We start from the raw sequence: 5,085 nt of genomic DNA, 5'->3' as shown, positions 1-5,085 counted from the left end.
GCAAACCAGGCATAGACGGCATTCGATTCGCTGGGAATCGAATAATACACGCTGACAAACAAGGTCAGATCCCGAAAGTTGATCACGTCATCGTCGTTCAAATCGAACGGGTTCGCCCAGATCAGCGTCTCGGGGGCGGCGCCGCCATGCACCTCTTCACTGGCGGTAGCCCCTGTCAGCAGGATCTCCGAATGGCTTATCGCAAACTCGGGACTTTGCGAGCTCAGAGTTTGACCTGCCAGATCCAGATGAATGCCGTCGTCGGCCGTGGATTCAAAGCGGATGCGGGCAAACAGTACGCGTTGATCGTCGCCTACATCGGTCAGGCTGGTTTCGGCCGACAGGTTTTCAATCGTTCCCGTCAGATCATTGATGGTGCCGGTCTGATTGATTGTAAACGCAGCACCATATTCAATGGCGGTCGCGGTGGTAATCGCGGTGTTGTAACTCAAATTCATGGCAGCCGACAACACACCCAGATCTGTTGTGGAAGGGGTGCTGATCCAGATTTCCAACCAGTAACCACTCCATTCATCGAGCCAACCGAGGTTTTCCGGGAGCGAAGTGCTCTCTCCATTGCTCTGTGTGGAAGTCTTTGTGTCGACGATTCGCAACTCGACCTGAGCGAACGGACTTTGAACTTCGAACGCGCCGATATCGACAGTCTCATTAACGATCCTGGAAAAACCGGTTCCACGTTGATCGAACTCGATTTCGGCATCAATGACTGCGGTATTATCTCCGGCATCAATGGCGGCACTGCCGGGCAGTAATGCATGCGTTTTGGTGGGTCCGCCGTTATCTCTTAAGACCGGATCAAGCAGGCCGGCAATACTGTCCTGAATGATATTATTGCTGCCAACAGGACTGCCGAAGACTTGTGTATTCTGATCGGCTGTATTCCCGGCGATGATGCTGTTCACAATCGTCGGAGTGCCATTGAGTACATAAATGCCCCATCCTCGATTCGAGGAATTTCCGACGATCGTGGTGTTAATGATACTCACTGCTAATGCGGTTGCAGAATAAACACCGCCCCCCCTGGTTCCACTCTGATTTCCAGAAATGGTACTGTTATAAATCGTTCCGGTTCCATAAGAAGAAAAAAAGATCCCTCCTCCAAAACTTGTGGCAGAATTGTGTGCAATGGTACTATCTGAGAGATACAAAGTTTTCGCGTTGCTGATTGCTCCACCACTGACGGAACTATTTCCTGTAAAAGTGCTTTGATGAACTGTCAGTTGGCCCAGGGAGTTGTGAATCCCGCCTCCATTCACGTCAGCCATATTTCCCGTAAAGGAACTGTTGTTAACAGTCACAAAACCCGATCCCAGGAAAAGAGCGCCGCCCGTGCTGTCGGCAAAGTTGTCTGTGAACTCAGTGTTTATAATCAGCCCGTCCAGTTCGCCTTCTTCAGTCGTCAGATATGCTGAGTAAAAGATAGCCCCTCCCTCTGACGACTGTTGTGGGAACTCGGGATCGGTCAAAGCCTGGTTCTCGATAAACCGGGAGTCGACAATGGTCATTGCTCCTCGAAAGTTATAAATTCCCCCGCCGGATCTGGCTTGATTTCGATAGAAGGTCGCATCTGTGACAGTCAGGCTGCCATCGGTTCCCGAGTAGATTGCTGCACCAGCCAGCGAGGCTCTGTTTTCGGAAAATTCGGTGCCGCTCACAGTAACATTTCCCTGAGTTGAGTAAATCCCTGCGCCGTATTGAGTGGCCGCATTTTCAGTCAGTATGGAATCTTTGAAAATCAGTGTCGCGCGATTATAGATCGCTCCTCCCTGTATAGCTGATCCTTTCGTCAGAGTGAGGCCAGTGATTTCGACTGTGATATCGGTAGAAGTGATATTAAAGATTCGGCTGTTATTATTACCACTGATCGTCAGTTGATCTGCCCCCAGCCCGTTAATTGTCACATCGTCTGTGATGGACAATTCACTCTCCAGTACAATCGTCTGACCTGCCAGCGCTGCATCAAAGAAAATCGTATCGGTGGTGGAAGCAGCATTTGCCAGTTTGATCGCTTCCCGCAGTGAGAAATTTCCGACAGAATAATCGCCATCGTCGAGATCCGAAATCGTATCTACAGTAAAGATGTCTGAAGAGCCCTCAAAGGCCCCGATGTCCACCGTGCTATTCAGAATTCTGGGGAAACCGGTTCCGCGTTGATCTGTAGACAGTCCTGCGTCTGTCGCTGCGGTATTATCGCCGGCATTCTGCGCGGCGCTGCCGGGCAGTAAAGCGTGCGTTTTTGTGTCGCCGCCATTATCTCTCAGAACCGGGTCAATCAGACCGGAAATACTATCGGAAATAATGCAGGAATTCTCTGTGTAGCTGCCATCGATCTGAGAAAAATTGACCGCGGTATTTCCTGCGATGATACTGTTGGCGAGCTTAATTAAATTGGGACTGGGAGAAAATATCCCCCCCCCTCTGGACACGGAAGAAGTCGCCTGATTCTTCACGATGGTGCTGTTGACGATTTCCAGAGTGGTATTTCGATAGGTATAGATACCACCTCCGATAAAATCAGCACTGTTCTCAGAAAGAGTGCTGTTCGTCAGAAAGAGTTCATTCAAATTTGCAAGTGCGCCGCCTTGATCGTTTGCTCTGTTTTTATAAAATGTAGAGGAGTCAACGGTCATCGATCCAGAATAATTATTCTGGATCGCGCCTCCTGAACTGTCTGCCGTATTCTCATTAAAAGTACTGTTCAGGACTGACGCGTCCCCCGCAAAGAAATAGATGGCAGCTCCATCACCATCGGTGGTGTTGAGCGCGAAGGTACTTTCACTGATTGTTAAACCAGTCCCCCCGGACCGGAGATACATGACCCCGCCTCCACCTTGAAACAGCGATGCATTCTCTGAAACCAAACTGTTTTCAATTGTGAGAGAGGCAAGACTGCTGAAGATGCCGCCACCGCCCAGACGAGCCGTGTTGCCTGTCAAAATACTATTTTTAACGGCCAGATCTTCATAACTCAGAATGGCACCACCCGTACTGTTTGTGCTTCCATTCGCCAGCTTTAGGCCATCGATTTCAACGCGAATCGTTGTCGCGATATCCCCATTATCGATATTAAAAATACGACTGTTGTTGACGGCATCCAGAGTGAGCTGATCCGCGCCCAGGCCGATAATCGTCAGGTCGGCAGTGATTGATAACTCACTGGAAAGAAAAATCGTCTGACCGGCGAGCGAGCCATCAAAGTGAATCGTATCCGCGGTTGAGGAAGCGTTTGCCAGTTGAATCGCTTCCCGCAGTGATAAATTTCCGGCTGAATAATCGCCATCGTCGAGATCAGAATTGTTATCCACGATAAAGCCGGACTCACGAAATTCAACGGCTCCCATATCAACGGTTCCGTCAAACATTCTGGGATAACCGACACCACGTTGATCAGTCAACAAACCAGCAGACTCGGCGATGCCGTTATCACCAGCATTAATCGCCGCGCTGCCTGACAGTAACGCATGTGTCTGGGTCGGACCGCCGTTCACTTTAAGAACTGGATCAATCAGGCCTGCGATACTGTCCTGCACGATGCTGGATGATGAGTTATAAACGCCCGCGACCTGAGGTGAACCGGCCGCGGTATTGCCCGCAATGATGCTGTTTTTGATCTCAAACGGATTGGTATCGCTTCCATAAACGGCTCCCCCTTCTGAGACATCCGACGTGGATTCATTCAATACGATTGTGCTGTTCAATACTTCCAGTGTGGCTGTCGAGCCAGAATAGATGCCTGCCCCCAGATGCAGTGTGCTGTTTCCAGACAGCGTACTGTTATGCACATACATCGCGGCGGAATTCGCCAGCGTCCCTCCGTTATTATCAGAGGAGTTTTGATGGAACGTGCTGGAGTTAATTGTCAGGGAACCGCCTGTATCATTTTTAATCGCCCCGCCATCATGGTCTGAATGGTTTTGGGTGAACGTACTATTGCTGATCGTGAGAGTTGAATTACTGTTGAAGATTCCACCGCCGTCCAGGCTGGCCGTGTTTCCGGTCAAATGAGAATCTGCGAGAGTCAGATTTTCCCTGTTGAGAATCGCGCCCCCATTTTCCTCGTAGCCATTCGTAAGAGTCAGCCCGCTGATTGAGACTGAAATTTCCGTGACGCTGCTGCCATCATCAATATTAAAAATACGACTGTTGTGAGCACCATCCAGGGTGAGTTGATCTGCGCCGAGTCCGATCATCGTCAGGTCATCGGAAATTAATATCTCAGTCGAGAGCAGAATTGTCTGACCAGAGAGGACCGCATCAAAGACAATCGTATTTGTTGTGGAAGAAGCGTTTGCCAGTTGAATCGCTTCCCGCAGTGATAAATTTCCAGGAGAATAATCACCATCGTCGAGATCCGAACTGGTATCGACGAGGAAGAAAGGCGTCTGAAATTCAACGGCTCCGATATCAATTGCCCCATCAACAATTCTGGCAAAACCGGTTCCCCGTTGATCTGTTGTGAGCCCCGCAGCTGTGGCTGCCTGTTTGTTACCGGCATTGATGGCGGCACTGCCAAAGAGTAAGGCGTGTGTTTTTGTGTCTCCGCCATTGTCTCGCAGGACCGGGTCGATCAGTCCGGCGATACTCTCGGAAATAATGCTGGATGTGTCAGTATAGAGTCCGGTAATCTGAACATCATTCGCTGCTGTGTTTTCAGCGATAATGCTGTTTGTGATTTTAAAAGACTTGCTGTTGCTACCATAGATGGCGGCCCCTTGAGATAAAGCAGACCTTGCATAATTCAGGACAATCGTGCTGTTCAAGACTTCGAGCGTGGCTGTTGTATATGAGTAGATACCCGCTCCCACATTGAGAGCGCTATTCTCAGAAAGAGTGCTGTTCACGACAAAGAGTTCACCTGAATTATAAAGCGCTCCGCCGTTTTCGCCTGAAACGTTTTTCGAAAGCAAAGAGGACTCAACAGTCATTGAGCCGGAACTATTATTATAGATGCCTGCTCCACCACTACCTGATGAATTCTCCGTAAAGGTACTATTCAGGATGGATACGTTACCGGTTGAGACAAAAAGGGCTCCACCTCTGAAATCTGTCGTGTTGAAGAGAAGG

The 5,085-nt window shown here is 49.5% G+C and carries 1 protein-coding gene; it reads right to left on the bottom strand.

All coding sequences use genetic code 11. The annotated features are described in order from the left end of the window. The coding region (locus tag Q0294_RS14920; RefSeq protein ID WP_299467027.1) for a choice-of-anchor Q domain-containing protein at positions 1 to 4,862 on the bottom strand (4,862 nt) is incomplete at its 3' end. Between the last annotated feature and the right edge of the window lie 223 nt (positions 4,863 to 5,085).

The organism is uncultured Gimesia sp. (assembly GCF_937919775.1).
GTDB lineage: Bacteria > Planctomycetota > Planctomycetia > Planctomycetales > Planctomycetaceae > Gimesia.
The sequence above is the reverse complement of the archived record's forward strand: the minus strand, read 5'-3'. Positions and strand labels throughout refer to the sequence as shown.